General features: G+C 60.7%; 13 protein-coding genes and 1 tRNA gene. 5 read left to right on the top strand and 9 right to left on the bottom strand.

Going from position 1 to position 13414, the window contains the following annotated elements; all coding sequences use genetic code 11:
• The first annotated feature begins 88 nt into the window (after positions 1–88).
• From AC4NN3_RS00325 to AC4NN3_RS00305, 5 genes are all read left to right on the top strand, one after another.
• A complete protein-coding gene (locus AC4NN3_RS00325; RefSeq protein WP_491925149.1) occupies positions 89–718 on the top strand; it encodes a recombinase family protein in 630 nt (209 codons plus the stop codon).
• A 184-nt stretch (positions 719–902) separates the two neighbouring features.
• Entirely contained in the window at positions 903–1172 is a 270-nt protein-coding gene (locus AC4NN3_RS00320) for a hypothetical protein (RefSeq protein WP_491925148.1), read from the top strand.
• Positions 1173–1215: 43 nt separating this feature from the next.
• The gene (locus AC4NN3_RS00315) at positions 1216–2142 is read left to right on the top strand and encodes a tyrosine-type recombinase/integrase (RefSeq protein ID WP_491925147.1); all 927 of its coding nucleotides are present in this window, start codon (positions 1216–1218) and stop codon (positions 2140–2142) included.
• A gap of 1308 nt (positions 2143–3450) precedes the next feature.
• On the top strand, positions 3451–4305 hold the full coding sequence (locus AC4NN3_RS00310; RefSeq protein WP_491925146.1) for a hypothetical protein: 855 nt from the start codon (positions 3451–3453) through the stop codon (positions 4303–4305).
• A gap of 185 nt (positions 4306–4490) precedes the next feature.
• Entirely contained in the window at positions 4491–5012 is a 522-nt protein-coding gene (locus tag AC4NN3_RS00305; protein WP_491925145.1) for a ribonuclease H family protein, read from the top strand.
• A gap of 62 nt (positions 5013–5074) precedes the next feature.
• On the opposite strand, the gene AC4NN3_RS00300 is transcribed toward AC4NN3_RS00305, so the two are convergent.
• The 9 genes from AC4NN3_RS00300 to AC4NN3_RS00260 form a co-directional block, all read right to left on the bottom strand.
• Positions 5075–7414 carry a hypothetical protein gene (locus tag AC4NN3_RS00300; protein ID WP_491925144.1) on the bottom strand — a complete coding sequence of 780 codons (2340 nt, stop codon included), beginning with the start codon at positions 7412–7414 and terminating at the stop codon, positions 5075–5077.
• Positions 7415–7482: 68 nt separating this feature from the next.
• Positions 7483–8916 (bottom strand): site-specific integrase, encoded by a 1434-nt coding sequence (locus tag AC4NN3_RS00295; RefSeq protein ID WP_491925143.1) that lies wholly within the window; start codon positions 8914–8916, stop codon positions 7483–7485.
• Between the two features lie 98 nt (positions 8917–9014).
• Positions 9015–9090, bottom strand: a tRNA-Phe gene (locus tag AC4NN3_RS00290).
• A gap of 270 nt (positions 9091–9360) precedes the next feature.
• Positions 9361–9570, bottom strand: a complete 210-nt coding sequence (yacG, locus tag AC4NN3_RS00285; protein ID WP_193336891.1) for a DNA gyrase inhibitor YacG — start codon at positions 9568–9570, stop codon at positions 9361–9363.
• Positions 9570–10208 (bottom strand): Maf-like protein, encoded by a 639-nt coding sequence (locus tag AC4NN3_RS00280; RefSeq protein WP_491925142.1) that lies wholly within the window; start codon positions 10206–10208, stop codon positions 9570–9572. Before AC4NN3_RS00280 ends, yacG begins: the two co-directional genes overlap by 1 nt.
• 111 nt (positions 10209–10319) lie before the next feature.
• Positions 10320–10538 carry a translation initiation factor IF-1 gene (infA, locus tag AC4NN3_RS00275; RefSeq protein ID WP_046138947.1) on the bottom strand — a complete coding sequence of 73 codons (219 nt, stop codon included), beginning with the start codon at positions 10536–10538 and terminating at the stop codon, positions 10320–10322.
• Positions 10539–10614: 76 nt separating this feature from the next.
• Entirely contained in the window at positions 10615–11616 is a 1002-nt protein-coding gene (locus tag AC4NN3_RS00270; RefSeq protein ID WP_491925141.1) for a UPF0262 family protein, read from the bottom strand.
• Complete coding sequence (hisD, locus tag AC4NN3_RS00265; protein WP_491925140.1) at positions 11613–12905, bottom strand: histidinol dehydrogenase; 1293 nt, start codon at positions 12903–12905, stop codon at positions 11613–11615. Before hisD ends, AC4NN3_RS00270 begins: the two co-directional genes overlap by 4 nt.
• A 9-nt stretch (positions 12906–12914) precedes the next feature.
• Positions 12915–13349, bottom strand: coding sequence for a DUF2948 family protein (locus AC4NN3_RS00260; protein ID WP_491925139.1), 435 nt, complete (start codon positions 13347–13349; stop codon positions 12915–12917).
• Positions 13350–13414 lie beyond the last annotated feature (65 nt).

Below are 13414 nucleotides of genomic sequence, written 5' to 3'. Positions count from 1 at the left end.
GGGAAACATGGTTCGATAAATCTCATTGACTACCCAAAACGTACCAATTAATACCAGACCAGTCAAAACGAACTGATCGGGAAATCGGATGCTGGTACGGGCCTACCTTCGCGCTTCCACCAAAGAGCAGGATGCCAGCCGGGCCAAGGCTGACCTAGTTGCCTTCGCAAAGGAGCGAAAGCTTCGGGTGGCTGGTTGGTACATGGAGAACGAGAGCGGTGCATCTCTGGCGAGGCCGGAACTGTTCCGCCTCCTACAGGACAGCGAGCCGGGCGACATTCTGCTGATTGAGCAAGTGGACCGCCTGAGCCGCCTCAATGCGGCCGATTGGGATAAGCTCAAGACGGAGATACGTCAGCGACAGCTGCGAGTAGTGGCGCTTGATCTGCCCACGTCCTGGGGCATGGCTGCGCCCGATGCCGATGATTTCACCTTGCGCATGGCAGAAGCAATCAACGGGATGCTCCTCGACATGCTGACCGCCATCGCCCGCAAGGACTATGACGACAGGCGACGGCGGCAGGCTCAGGGCATCGTCACGGCCAAGGCCGATGGCAAGTACCGAGGGCGACCCGAGGACGGGGAGCGGAATGCTGCCATCATGGCAATGCTGCGGGCAGGTCAAAGCTGGAACACGATTGTTGCGGCCACGAAATGCTCCCGCTCCACGCTGGCACGGCTGGCAAAGCGGGTTCACGAGGAAGGCGCCACCCCATGATGGAAGGCCTGCTCGGCATTATCCAATGGACCTCGATCGTTTGCATGGGGATTGGCGGAGTGGTCGCAGTCATCCGGGGCCTTTTGTAGACACCTCAGCAGCACCGCTAGGGCATGTTGGGAGCCGTGAGGCAGCCCTTACGGTCTATGTGTTTCGGTCAAGGGCTACCCCTCTAAAGCCGTTGATGAATAATCGTCACCATACATTCGATAATCATCACGACATGGCGACAATTATTATGACTAAAAACCCCGATGTTCAGGGTGGAAAATCAACAAGCCATCACTTTATGGTGACGTTATTTGGGAATTGTCGCCATATGGTGACGTTATATTTGGTTGTCGCAACCGCATTTATCGCATCAACATTTCCCGTATCCCATTATTGGGACGGAGCAGAGTACCATGGTGCGGTTGCGTGGAAAGCGCTGGCAGGCGGACGTGCGGGATGCTGACGGCTCTCGCCTCCGGCCCACTTTCGGGACTGAGGAGGAGGCCATGGAGTGGGAGGACGGGGCCCGGTGGGCGGTAGAGAGGGGCAGCCCGTTGCCCCCAACGCGCAACCTTACACGCCATAGCGGCGCCCGTGATCTGTCCCTGCTAGGTAACTGTTTCGACCACGTATGGCGCACCGATTGGGCAACCCTCAAGTCTGCCAAGACAGCGGGCATCAACGCAAAGACCATCGTGGAGCATTACGGGCGACACAAGCGCCTCGCTGAGATCACAGCGGCGGACATTGCCGAACTCAAGATCGACCTAGCCGAGACCGGACTGTCCTCTGCGACGGTCAATCGCAAGGTGGCTGCTCTCTCCAAGATGCTCAAGGTTGCCTACGAGGCTGGAGCCATCTCGAAAATGCCAGCCATTCGCTGGAACCGGGAGGATAAGACCAAGTACCGTTTTCTCGACACGACCGAAGAGCGGGTCCTGCTCAACTACTGGAGCGCGGCTGGCCATGAGGACATGCACGACCTCACTGTCCTGTTGATCGACACTGGAGCGCGGTGTTGGTCGGAGATGCGCCCGGTCCGCTGGGATGCCTTCGGTCCGCACTTCTCCTCCATCACGTTCTGGCTAACCAAGACCGGCAAGCCGCGCACTGTGCCACTCACCAAGCGGTCACGCGCAATCCTAACCGTCCGCCGCAAGCTCATGCCGGGCAGCTTGGGACCCTTTTCGGGGCTCCATAGAAGTACCATGGTCGAGCGTTGGCGACAGATGAAGGGGGTCCTGAACTACGAGGACGTGAACCCGCACACCTTACGGCACACCTGCTGCACCCGCTTGGTGCTTGGCGGGGTGGATGTGAAACGCGTCATGGAGTGGATGGGGCATAGCTCGATCAACACCACCATGCGTTACATGCATATGAAGCCGAGCGGACTAGAGGACGTGCTTCATGTCCTGGAGAATGCTGGCTGACCAGCTGCCCGGATGCCGGCCTGCCGGTGGTTGGTGATTATGTGCCCCTCTATGGAAGAGGCGGGACCTATGCCAAACAGCACGGTTGCCGCTATTACTGCACTTTCCTTGGTCACAAGGCGCCGGTTTGGGTCACAGGTGGGGCCGCTAAATCCTTGGTGGGGCTGGCTGGGTTGTAGATATATCGTCTAGGGACACCCATTCCAAGCTGCTGAAATGAAAGAGCTTTCGGTTGACGGGCTGCCGTGCAGGCTCCATATTGCATCTATCGGGCAGTCCACTGCGCCCCGTGAAAGCCATATGGGGCCGTGACCCCGACAACCACGATGACAGCCGGGCGCCGCAATACGCTCCCCGTCCACTCAAGCTGAGACTGCCCAAGGGCCACCCATGCGCCCTGCACGGGCACGTAGGCCACCTTATGCGCCCCTCTCAGCATCCTTCCCAACCCTTCGCGGCTCGCGCCGCAAGACGCCTTCGGCCAACGCCGAGGGGGTCGGCTCTTTGACATTGTGAAAATGAAATTCCTGCCGTGAGGCGGGGAGCCGGTCAAGTGCGCCTACCGGTAGCAGCATGTGCTGCGATGACAAGAAGGCCGAAATCCCACCGCACGCCACTCGTCCAATTGGTGGACCGTCGCGTGTACCCATTCAACGTCTGACCGACCCGCTTCAATGCGCGTCTATCTGTTTCAACGATCCCCTGCTGCATAAGCCAAGGCAGCCCCCCAAAACACTCACGGAGCCCATTCAACTCACCCAAAGGGGGCATTCAGTGCCCCCCAGCTGCCGCGCCGCCGCATCCCACTCGTCTCCAACCTGTCCATAGGAATATCAATGCAAATTTCAGATCCAGTCACCAATCCCCGCGAAATAGCGGAAGCCCTCTACAGAGCCGATGACAATTGAGCGGGAGCGGGACCGCAAGTTCCGCCTCGAACTCGTCCCCCAAGGTGCCGCACTGTTGGACCTTGCCGCTGCCGCTATGATCGACTTGTTAGCTCACGAGGAAAGGGAGGGAGTGCGCCAGAGACGGCGGAAACCCGCTGACCTCTCGGGATCGGTCAATGCCGTCCACATTATCATCGCCAATTTTGCTCACTTCACCCTGTTTCCACCGGGAGATGGCGTCAGCCTAATTCTTCCCATGGGGCACCCACGGGGGGTACAAGCAGAGGCCCCTCAGGCGGGGTTCGGCAAAGGCCTCCGTGAGACAGTGGAGGGGCTTTCAGCAATCGGCCTACTGACCCTCCAAAAGCCTAGCCACGCCCGTCAGGCGACCACCATAGCGCCTACGGCTGCGTTCCGCATGAAGGTCTTGGCAGCGGGTGTGTCCGGTGGAGACATTGGCCGAAGAAATGCCTTCGATCGGCTTCGCCTTTCCCGAAAACATAAGGACAAAACTCGGACCTATATCCCGGTTCCCGACACGGCAGAGGCGCAGCTAGTCAGGGAGCAGGTTGATGCCATTAATGCAGGCCTCGCTGAGGCCAACATCACCTATGTCGGCAACACGCCGGTGGACGTAGGGGACCGCTATCTGGTTCGGCATTTCTCCCACCCAATCGCCGTTGACATTCCCTGTCTCGACTATGGCGGGAGACTGTACGGCGGCTGCTGGCAGAACATGGAGAAGCACTTGCGGGCAAACCTACGCATCGGCGGGGAGCCCTTGGCCGAACTTGACTATGGGCAGGTGTTTCCCCGGCTGGCCTACGCGATGGCTGGCGCAGTTCCACCGGCTGGGGGCGACCTCTACGCCTTTCCCGCACTTGAGGCAGAGGCAGGAAACGCATGCAGAGATGGAGTGAAGCGGGGTTTCAGTGCCCTGCTATGGGGCACCAAACGCTGGAATGACGAGATCACCCCATTGTTGCCCCGAACATGGCCCGTAAGCCGGTTCCGCAAGGAGCTTGTATTGCGGCACCCCGCCATTGCTCACTTTCTCACGCCGGACCGTATCTCCGGCTATCTGCTGTCTCGCATGGAAAGCAACATTCTGGTTGCGGTCATGCTGGCCTGCCTTGGACAGGGCATCGTCGCCTTGCCCATCCATGACGCCGTCCTAGTCCCTATCTCCGTGGTCGGTATCGCCCAGGGGATCATGGAACGGGAAGCGCTCCGCATTGCCGGGGTGCCCATTCCTGTCGCCCTCAAGTCATAGCCCTATTGGTTCGGACCTTCGTCGGTCTTCCGTCGATCTAGGGCACCCTACCTCATCATATCGAACACCCCACGCCCACCGTTGGCTGACCGTTCGGACCTCGCATTGATAACCTATATGAACCCAAAAGAGCCCATAGCGAGGCCCATAAGCGAAGTTGGCGGTCCCACTCACCAAGGAACCCAATGACTATTCTAGACGACGCAATCAGCACCGCACATGCGGGGTTGCATATCTCCATGTTCACCGATGGCGCAGCACATAAGAACCCCGGCCCCGGTGGCTGGGGGGCAGTCATCTGCCGCATGGACGGCGACACCGAACTCAAGCGTGTCGAACGCAAGGGGTTCAACCCCAACACTGTCTCAAACATCAAAATGGAAATGACCGCCGTGGCGGAAGCGCTGGAGCTTATTAAGCCTGGTGAGCCACAGCCCATCATTGTCCGTCCCGATCTCGAAATCATCGTCAAAGGAATGACCGAATGGCTCCCCGGATGGATTGAGCGTGGGTGGCGCAAGAGCGACCGAAAGCCCGTCGAGAACCGAGACCTATGGGAACGCATTATCAAAGCAGCCGAGGAAAAGACCGTTCATTGGCTATGGGTCAAAGGCCACACCGGAAATGAGCGCAACGAGCGGGCCGATGAGCTTGCTGGTGAGCAGATGTGGAAGGCCGTGGGCGCTTCTTTTAGTCAAGCAGCATAAAGGCTGCCGCAACCTACTTACTCCCCTCCACGGCCCCGAGAGATACCCTCTTGGGGCCTCCTCTATCCCGATTTTCGCGGGGCTTTCGGCGTCTTGGGAATGATGCTGGTGAGAACACGAATGCCGCGTCCCGCCAGCGTTGTCAGGTTTGGACGCCGGGCCATCGTGTCCAGCAACCTGTCGAGTTCGACCTGCACCGACAGAGGATGGACCGCAGCTTCCTTCATTATTCGGAGACACGAATGTGCTGCTTCAATCTCGCGGCCAGAAACCATGACACGGCCAAGTGACGCGGCATGTTCCGCCAACGCCAGAAGCTCATCGGACATTTTGGCGACGAACCACTCGGCTTCTTCTCCGTCTGCCTCACCCGACAGCGCAACCTTCTGTTTCCACATTGCGATCTTGGCAAAGGTCGCCAGCGAGAGGCTTTCGCGGAAACTTTCCACCGCCCCCCTTAGCTCTCCTAGCCATTCTGATGACAGCGCCTTGGTCGCCTGCTCCCGCGTCCAGCCTTTGGCAAGCACGGCACCGGCCCCTCCCACGCCTCCAAAAACCAATGCGCCCGCTGGCCCAAAAACCACCATTCCGAGCATCTGACCGGAAAGGCCGCCTACCGTAGCCAAGCTTCCCGAAATTGTGCCATCCAGAGCTACCGAGAAAGGCAGGTCGGACAGTGGTGTTTTTCCCTGCCACCAGTTGATGGCATTTCGAGCGGAGGACACGGCGACGGCGAAAAACGGAACGTCAAAATCATGGAGTTGCGCACCTGCATCCAGAGCCGTCTGCATAACAAAGTCGGTCAATTCCCGGTCGAAACCATCAAGGAAGAATACCTTGCCACCCCATTCAGGTCCCAACTCCTTAATCGAAGCGGCCAACTCGCTATTTGCGTACACGGGCAGGTCAGGATACTTTGAGAAATGCTCCCTGAGCCCGGAAAGGTTGGCAAGGCATTTAACCTGGAATGGATGCCCATCCACTAGAAGGTCAAAGCCAGCGTTGTTTGCGGTCTCTGGTAAGCTGACCACATGACCCGCCTCCACCAGTTTTGTCGCGACAATCTGCTCGGCAACGTACCCTCGCAGGTTGTTGCTGAGACCCGCCGCCGCTACCTCTGCCATCTCACCGGCGCTGTGGGCGAATGCGCCAAAATCAAAGATGTTGCCAAGGTCATTGGCGCGGGAAAAATCGGCCGCTCTAAGGACAGCTGGATCAATGGCTACGGCATCATAAAGAACGTCGCCTAGCGTAAGGCCGCCGACTACGAACGCTTCACCAGCATCCCTTTTGCCGAAGAAAACCGCATCTAGGGCACTTCCGCCCCTGTCCTCCCGCCGGGCAATTGCACCCGTAGGCATTCCTGGGGTGGTCTCAAGCTTTGCGACGATTATCCTTATGTCTTCAATCTCCTCCGCTATCTTCCTGCCGCGCAATGCGGGGAGGCTAGCCAGATCGCCAGGGCGCACAGACTTGAAAGCGTTCAAGGCTGCTGCCAGACCATCCCGCTCGCTTGAGATGCCCCGCAAGGCCAGCTGGATCACAAGATTTGCAGCGAGCCGCTTCTGGCCTGAGGCCACGCCCTTACTGGTGAAGTAAGCCGCTCCTATCAGAGTAGCACCGATGAACAGCGGATTGGCCAGAATGAAAAGGCCCGAGACGACCATCGGCCCAGTCAAGACGGGGATGAATGCTGCTGCCTGAGCCGCGAGAATGTATGCGCTAAACCCTGCCATTTTAACGGCAACGCCGAGCCCAACAAGCGAAGTGCCGGAAGCCATGAGCTTAATGAGGGCCGCATCACCGCCGTCCAAGGCGTCTTGAGCAGTCTTGTCTCGCAGGTTGGCGGGCATTGCGGATAGGTGGGCTTTAATTTTGGCGGCAAGCTCTGCTTCCACGCGAGGTTCTAGAACGCCAGCAGCGGCCGCCTCCGCAATCGTCTGGGCCACCAGCTCGGCCTGGGCAACAACGACCGAACTGAAATCAGCGATGGGGGCGGAAAACCGGTGTTTTAGTCTGGCCAGAATGGCAGCCGGTAGTTTTGCCCGGTCAACCGCTGCCCAATCGTCCTTTGATATGCTGGTTGCCACCAATGCGGCCTGATGCCCCAGTTCAGCAGCAGCAGAGTTTGCCGTCCGCGTAGACAGTGGAATAGATGCCGCGAAACCGAAGGTCCGATTGAGCCAATCCCAAAGCAGTAACCTCAGTGCGCTGTCTGAAATATCGCTGGCAACGAACCTATCCGCACTCGCTGCAACTCGCCGTTGGAAGGCCCGATCAGTCTCAGGTTGGCCACGGCGATGCAGTTTCCCGGCTAAATCCTTGGTGGTGTCCGCCGCCAGATTGGTCAGCGTGGCATCCTCAAAGAGCGGAAGAAGCTGGCATAATTCTTCGCGGCTCATAGAGCCCAGACCGGCCACGATTGTCCAAGGAGGTATGTACATTTTGTTTTGGGGCCGTTCTGGTTGGTCTACTGGCGATAGTCATGTGTATCTGCGCCGCCCTTATCGGCGTCGGTCAGTGGTATCCCCATTGCCCGCTTCATCGCCCGCGTCGTCACTCGAAGTGCCCGAGTGTCACCGCCATATACCCGGTCCCCAACGCCGCCCAGCGACCAACCCATAATTAGATTTCGGTCGAGCGCTCCGACTTCGGCAAGGTCGAGGTTATCTTTCATATTGTGGCGGAGAGAATGCACCACATGTTTTCGGTCCTGCGTTACGCGTCGAACATGCTTCATCAAAGACGCAGACGCAGTGTCAGAGCCTCTGTGTCGGCCATAAGCCGGAAATACCATGTGCGCCTCACGGGGGAGTTTCAAGGCTACCCGAGCGGCATCCAGAGCCGCGCCCACAAGGGGAACGTGCCGAAGCGACGCGCGGGTCTTAACCCGACGATCCTCGTGCCACATGACTTTGACATGCGGGAATGCGCTCCCCAACGGGCCGTCTAGAACAATGTCTTGCACCCGCAGGCCCGCAATCTCGGCTAGGCGACACCCCGTACCTTCGAGTAATTGCCAGATAAGGGCCAGTTCGGGATTTGAGTGCGCGACTACTCGGGAGCGTACGTCTTTGAGAATTTCAGGTGGAAGTGGAAGGCGTTTCTCTGCATCCGACATAAACTGATCGCCATTGCCCACCGACAGATCGTTGAATGGGTTCTGAAACGTCCCTAGCAATCCCATCTCTTTTTTGGCGAAAGAGACCACTGCCTTAATGTCGTTTAGCTCTCTGGCAACGGATGCTGCCGCTATCTTTTCGCCGTTGACCTTGAGACGCGTCAGCATGTGGTCTCGAACCTTGCGGGCATCATCCCTCGTCAGCCCCGCTACAACCGGGTTGCGTCCAAGAGCCTCCGCAACCATGCCGATGACCCGGTTAACACGCCCGCTCGCGCGGGTATCGTCGCCCCACCCGGCCTCCTTCGACTTTTCAGCAATGTAGAGACGCTTGGCGTCTTCGAGGGTGACTTCTGGTGCCGGGTAGTTCCCCGTCCCGTTCCGCAAGAGGTTTATGGTGTGCCTATCAACCGGCGCAGCGCCAACTGGATCGCCGGTCTCTGGATCAAGCCGATAACGATCCATCATGCCGTCCGCAGCAGCCTCAAGTGCATCGGCGGACGTGACAGCGGCTTCTAATGCGGCCACGCGCTTCAACGCCTCCAGATAGTCCTCCCGCTCAGTCTTGATGCCGGAACCGCCCGCACGAGTAAGGCCAAGTATGGCGTCTGCAATCTCCCGCTCGACCCGTGCATTGCATCGTGGCCAGGCTGCTAAAGCTGACCGCTCGGTATCCCCCAGCAGTTGCTTAAACTCGCGCTTGAGGATGACAGTGGCGACCTCTTTGGGCACCCTGCGGCGGTACTGAAAAGCACCCGCTGGCGTTCTTACAACGTATTTCAAGACGAGCCCCATGTGTTCTCCGTGTGTACCGCATTGTGTACCGGAAGGAACAGCATCTCTATGAAATCATTGATTTTTATACGCTTCTAGGGAAGCGGTGGTGCCCGGGACCGGAATCGAACCAGTGACACGCGGATTTTCAATCCGCTGCTCTACCAACTGAGCTACCCGGGCAATGGGGCGGAAGGTCCGCCCGGCTCAAAGCCATGGGCCTTATAGGGGAAGGGTTTTTACCGTGCAAGCGGGAAAAGGGCTTGTGGAGAACCTGATTGATCGAGGACGGCAGAGCGGCGGGATTGCAGGCGTTGGTCGCCGCGACGGCGCCCTGCTCGAGGCTGACGGATCCCAGCCACGGACCGGGGCAAAGCGGTCCTTGCGCCGCGCGGTCCAGGGTGATCAGCCGCGTCCGGGCACCTACACGCCACACCGAGGCCAGATCCAGGCTCAGATATTGTTGTCTTCGTCGTCGCTGTAATCGGCGCCGCCGGTATCGGGGAGCGGCTCGTCATCGCGGGCGGGGATGACGTAGCTGCCGGTGAGCCAGCGGTTGAGGTCGACATCGGCGCAGCGCTTGGAGCAGAACGGCCTGAAGGCCTCCACAGCGGGCTTGCTGCAAATGGGGCACTTGCGGCGGGGCGCGACGGGTTCGGCCATCAGACGCCCGACAGGGTGGACTGGTTGAGCCAGTTGAAATGGACCGGATAGCCCTCGCCGGCCAGCAGCTGGGCGGTTTCCATCAAAGGCAGGCCGACCACGGCGGAATAGGAGCCGGAGAGCTTGACGACGAAGGCGCCGGCAATGCCCTGGATGGCATAGCCGCCGGCCTTGCCGCGCCATTCGGCGCTGGCCAGATAGGCTTCCATTTCGCGGGTGGAGAGGCGCTTGAAGCGGATGCGGGTTTCGACGACGCGCTGCCGACGGGCGCCGGAGGGCGTGAGGACGGTGAGGCCGGTATAGACGCGATGGGCCCGGCCGGAGAGCAAAGCCAGGCACTCGCTGGCCTCGGCCATGGTTTCGGCCTTGGGCAGGATGCGGCGACCGACAGCGACGACGGTGTCGGCGCCGAGCACCAGGGCCTCGGCGCCAAAGCCGGCCGAACGGGCCTTGTGCTGGGCGGTGAGGGCCTTGAGGTCAGCGAGGCGCTGGGCCAGCTTGCGCGGCAGTTCCCCGCGTTCGGGGGTTTCGTCGACATCGGCGGGCACCAGGTGCTCGGGTTCGATGCCGATCTGATTGAGCAGCGCCAACCGCCGCGGCGACGCGGAAGCCAGGATCAGATCGGGGCGACTGGCCATGGTGGATCGAGCTCCGTTGATCTGCTGCGGCCCATGCCTGAGCGGCGGGCGTTGGTCGCTCAGAACGATCCATGGGATCGCCCTGCCGCCCGCCGGGCGGAACGCGCCAAACTACTTGAAGCGGTAGGTGATGCGGCCCTTGGTCAGGTCATAGGGCGTCATTTCGCACAACACCTTGTCACCGGCCAGGACACGGATGCGATTCTTGCGCATGCGGCCGGCCGTGTGGGCGATGATCTCATGTTCGTTTTCCAACTTGACCCGAAAAGTCGCGTTGGGAAGCAATTCCACAACCACGCCCGGAAATTCGAGCACTTCTTCCTTTGCCATACTGTCTCCAGATAAGACCCCGCGCAGCTCGGATTGGCGCGCCAGGGGTCGAAAAGTGCGCGGAACCTACTTCAATTCATTGGCTTTGTGAACCACCGGAAACCAGAGGCTCCAAGCGCTCGCGAACGCGGCGTGAAAGTGTGTCCCGCAGGGCGCGATAGGCGCTCAGGACAACCTCACGATTGCCCTCGACCAAGGAGGGGTCAGCGACCTCCCACCGTTCGACGGCGCCGGCCTCAAGGCCCTTGCGGGCAACGGCTTCAGCGGCATCGTCGGAGAGGCAGATGACGAGGTCAAAATGGTTGGCGACCAACTCGTCCAAGATATGGGGGGTGTGCACGCTCATATCAATGCCCACCTCCTCCATGACCTGGTGGACGAACTGATCGACCTTGCCGCCGGTGACCCCGACCGAGCGGGCGATCAGCCGACCGGGAAAGGCCTTGCGCGCCAGGGCCGCCGCGATGGGCGAGCGCACGGCATTCATCGAGCAGACAAACAGCACGGTTGGGAGCTTGGAGGTGCTCTCGTCGATGCGGCTGGCATAGGGCTGGACGGCGCAGATCAGCGTGAACAGGCGCCTGGCGGTGTTGAGATCGATGATCAGCTTGTTGTCGAGGCGGGTGCGCAGCAGCTCGGCAGCGTCGTTGTGCAGGCCGCGCCGGGCCATGTCGACGGTCTCGATCTGGAAGGGCTGGGCGGCGCGGATGGCCTCGTAATAGGCGTCGCGGATGCGGAAATAGTCGCGGATCAGCCGGCGGAACGGGGTCAGCGAGAGGTAATGGGCGGCGATGGGCTGGAAGGTATCGGGATTGCGCACGTCAAGCACGATGGAGTTGCCGACGATGGATATGTGCAGGGCAAAGGGGCCCGTGGCGGTGACGCGGGCCGGGCGGAAACTGTTGTCCTCGAGCAGGTCGTAAATGGCGATGCGCCATTCGTGGACCTCGTCGGGATTGATCGAGGTAATGGTATTGGGATCGAGCGTGACGGTGACCAGGCGATCGGTCTTTACCGGATCAGTCTTGGCCGGACCGGTTTTGGCAGGACTGGGGCCGGGCTGCGTCCCTGTGCTCAACGGTTCAACCTTATGGAAATGGAACGGCCGTGCCCGTCGAGTGATTCGACCTCGGCCAGAATCACCGCGGCCTCGGACAGCGCCGACAGCGCGGACGGATCGCAGCCCAGGATGGAGGTGCGCTTCATGAAATCGAGCACGCCGAGGCCGGAGGCGAAGCGGGCCGAGCGGGCGGTGGGCAGCACATGGTTGGAGCCGCCGACATAGTCGCCAATGGCTTCGGGCGTGTGGTGGCCCAGAAAGATGGCGCCGGCATGCCGGATGGAGGCCGAAAAACCCTGTGGGTCGTTGATGGCCAGCTCCACATGTTCCGACGCGATGCGGTTGGCCAGGGTGGCGGCTTCGTCGAGCGAGGTGACGGTGATGATGGCGCCGAACTCGTCCCAGCCCTGGCGGGCAATCTCTTCCTTGGGCAGGAGCGCCAGCTGGCGATCGACCTCGGCGGCGACGGCGTCGGCCAGGCCCTTTTCGGTGGTGACCAGGATGGACTGGGCCCCTGCCCCGTGTTCGGCCTGGGCGATGAGATCGGCGGCAACCCAGGCCGGGTTGGCCGAACCATCGGCAATGACCAGCACTTCGGAAGGGCCGGCGATCATATCGATGCCGACCTGGCCAAAGACCTGGCGCTTGGCGGTGGCGACATAGGCATTGCCCGGCCCGACGACCTTGTCGACCTTGGCAATGGCGGCAGTACCATAGGCGAGAGCCGCAACGGCCTGGGCGCCGCCAATGCGGTAGATCTCGGTGACGCCGGCGATCTGGGCGGCCAGGAGGATGGCCGGATTGATCTGGCCATTGGGCGTGGGCACGACCATGGCAATGCGCCCGACTCCGGCGACCCTGGCAGGCACGGCATTCATCAGCACCGATGAGGGATAGGAGGCGAGGCCCCCCGGCACATAGATGCCGACGGCATCGACCGGGGTCCAGCGGGTGCCCAGGGTGACGCCGAGATCGTCGGTATAGATATGGTCTTCCGGCTTCTGCTTCGCGTGGTGCGACCAGATGCGGTCATGGGCGGTCTGCAGCGCGCCGCGGATCCTGTCGGAGACCCCGGCGGCAGCGGCGGCAATTTCATCGGCCGAGACGACCAGGGTATCCAGCGCCACGCCGGCATGGTCGAACCTGTTGGTCAGCTCGACCACCGCGACGTCGCCGCGCGCGCGTACATCGGCGATGATGGCGGCAACGGCGTCATTGACGTCCCGGCTGGATTCGCGCTTGCCCTCCAGCAACTGCACGAAGCGCTGTTCGAAATCACTGTCGGCGCTGTCGAGACGAATGGGCATCAAAAGTCCTTAGTCGAGAGAGTGGGCAGGCTTGGCCGCAGCGGCCCAGGCGGCACCGAGATCGCTGAGGCGGGCTTCGAGGCATTCAACGCCCAGGCGCACGGTGCCACCGCCGGCAAAGCTGAGTTCGATGATGCCGGCCGGCCCGTCGATGGGCGTGAAGGTGATGGCCAGCAGTTCCAGCACGCCTTCAGGCGCGGCCGGATCATAGCCGCTGGTGACGACGGACTGCACCGCGTCAAAATGCAGCGCGGCGCGCTTGCGCACGCCCTTGTCGCGCCGGCCCTTACCGGAGGTCCAGTCGAAGCGGTTCATCAGCAGGGCAAAGCGACGGTCGCCCCTGGCATAGCCCATGTCGGCAACGCGCACGACGGCATCCTGCACATGGGCGGAAAGTACTTCGAGATCTTCGGTGTCGAGCGCAAGCAGCTTCAGGTCGGTCATCAAGGGTCGGCCTTTGGTTGGATCGACCCTATCTGGTCACCCCGCCACCGATCTACAAGTTTGAC

The organism is Devosia sp. MDV22-iso42 (genome assembly GCF_058629155.1).
Note: the sequence above shows the minus strand (reverse complement) of the source record. Positions and strands in the feature narration are given on the sequence as shown.

Excerpts from the sequence above, each read along its gene's own strand:
- AC4NN3_RS00320 (WP_491925148.1), top strand. The coding sequence starts at position 903 with ATGAATAATCGTCACCATACATTCGATAATCATCACGACATGGCGACA.
- infA (WP_046138947.1), bottom strand. The coding sequence starts at position 10,538 with ATGGCAAAGGAAGAAGTGCTCGAATTTCCGGGCGTGGTTGTGGAATTG.
- yacG (WP_193336891.1), bottom strand. The coding sequence starts at position 9,570 with ATGGCCGAACCCGTCGCGCCCCGCCGCAAGTGCCCCATTTGCAGCAAG.
- AC4NN3_RS00325 (WP_491925149.1), top strand. The coding sequence starts at position 89 with ATGCTGGTACGGGCCTACCTTCGCGCTTCCACCAAAGAGCAGGATGCC.
- AC4NN3_RS00305 (WP_491925145.1), top strand. The coding sequence starts at position 4,491 with ATGACTATTCTAGACGACGCAATCAGCACCGCACATGCGGGGTTGCAT.
- AC4NN3_RS00260 (WP_491925139.1), bottom strand. The coding sequence starts at position 13,349 with ATGACCGACCTGAAGCTGCTTGCGCTCGACACCGAAGATCTCGAAGTA.
- AC4NN3_RS00310 (WP_491925146.1), top strand. The coding sequence starts at position 3,451 with ATGAAGGTCTTGGCAGCGGGTGTGTCCGGTGGAGACATTGGCCGAAGA.
- AC4NN3_RS00300 (WP_491925144.1), bottom strand. The coding sequence starts at position 7,414 with ATGAGCCGCGAAGAATTATGCCAGCTTCTTCCGCTCTTTGAGGATGCC.
- hisD (WP_491925140.1), bottom strand. The coding sequence starts at position 12,905 with ATGCCCATTCGTCTCGACAGCGCCGACAGTGATTTCGAACAGCGCTTC.
- AC4NN3_RS00315 (WP_491925147.1), top strand. The coding sequence starts at position 1,216 with ATGGAGTGGGAGGACGGGGCCCGGTGGGCGGTAGAGAGGGGCAGCCCG.
- AC4NN3_RS00280 (WP_491925142.1), bottom strand. The coding sequence starts at position 10,208 with ATGGCCAGTCGCCCCGATCTGATCCTGGCTTCCGCGTCGCCGCGGCGG.